General features: G+C 50.3%; 1 rRNA gene. It reads right to left on the bottom strand.

The window, feature by feature from the left end:
* Window positions 1–1,669, bottom strand: a 23S ribosomal RNA gene (locus tag ACY191_RS06035); the annotation flags it as partial.

The following is a 1,669-nucleotide window of genomic DNA, read 5'->3' as shown; positions in this document are numbered from 1 at the left end:
ACCTGCATCTTCACAGGTACTATGATTTCACCGAGTCTCTCGTTGAGACAGTGCCCAAATCGTTACGCCTTTCGTGCGGGTCGGAACTTACCCGACAAGGAATTTCGCTACCTTAGGACCGTTATAGTTACGGCCGCCGTTTACTGGGGCTTCGATTCGTAGCTTCGCAGAAGCTAACCACTCCTCTTAACCTTCCAGCACCGGGCAGGCGTCAGCCCCTATACATCACCTTACGGTTTAGCAGAGACCTGTGTTTTTGATAAACAGTCGCTTGGGCCTATTCACTGCGGCTCTCCTGGGCGTTAACCCTAAAGAGCACCCCTTCTCCCGAAGTTACGGGGTCATTTTGCCGAGTTCCTTAACGAGAGTTCGCTCGCTCACCTTAGAATTCTCATCTTGACTACCTGTGTCGGTTTGCGGTACGGGCACCACACTTCTAGCTAGAGGCTTTTCTTGGCAGTGTGAAATCAACGACTCGAGGAAACAATTTCCTCTCCCCATCACAACTTGACCTTAAGAGTACCGGATTTGCCTAATACTCAGTCTCATTGCTTGGACGTGCACTCCAACAGCACGCTTCGCCTATCCTACTGCGTCCCCCCATCGCTTAAAACGAATTATGGTGGTACAGGAATATCAACCTGTTATCCATCGCCTACGCCTGTCGGCCTCAGCTTAGGACCCGACTAACCCAGAGCGGACGAGCCTTCCTCTGGAAACCTTAGTCAATCGGTGGACGGGATTCTCACCCGTCTTTCGCTACTCACACCGGCATTCTCACTTCTAAGCGCTCCACATGTCCTTGCGATCATGCTTCAACGCCCTTAGAACGCTCTCCTACCATTGTCCTACGGACAATCCACAGCTTCGGTAATATGTTTAGCCCCGGTACATTTTCGGCGCAGTGTCACTCGACTAGTGAGCTATTACGCACTCTTTAAATGATGGCTGCTTCTAAGCCAACATCCTAGTTGTCTGGGCAACGCCACATCCTTTTCCACTTAACATATATTTTGGGACCTTAGCTGGTGGTCTGGGCTGTTTCCCTTTCGAACACGGACCTTATCACCCGCGTTCTGACTCCCAAGTTAAATTGATTGGCATTCGGAGTTTGTCTGAATTCGGTAACCCGAGAAGGGCCCCTCGTCCAAACAGTGCTCTACCTCCAATAATCATCACTTGAGGCTAGCCCTAAAGCTATTTCGGAGAGAACCAGCTATCTCCAGGTTCGATTGGAATTTCTCCGCTACCCACAACTCATCCGCTCACTTTTCAACGTAAGTCGGTTCGGCCCTCCATTCAGTGTTACCTGAACTTCAGCCTGGTCATGGGTAGATCACCTGGTTTCGGGTCTACGACCAAATACTCAACGCCCTATTCAGACTCGCTTTCGCTACGGCTCCACATTCACTGCTTAACCTTGCATCAAATCGTAACTCGCCGGTTCATTCTACAAAAGGCACGCCATCACCCATTAACGGGCTCTGACTACTTGTAAGCACACGGTTTCAAGTTCTATTTCACTCCCCTTCCGGGGTACTTTTCACCTTTCCCTCACGGTACTGGTTCACTATCGGTCACTAGAGAGTATTTAGCCTTAGGAGATGGTCCTCCCAGATTCCGACGGAATTTCACGTGCTCCGTCGTACTCAGGATCCACTCAAGAGAG

This window comes from Staphylococcus sp. TCBT05 (genome assembly GCF_055179755.1).
Note: the sequence above shows the minus strand (reverse complement) of the source record. Positions and strands in the feature narration are given on the sequence as shown.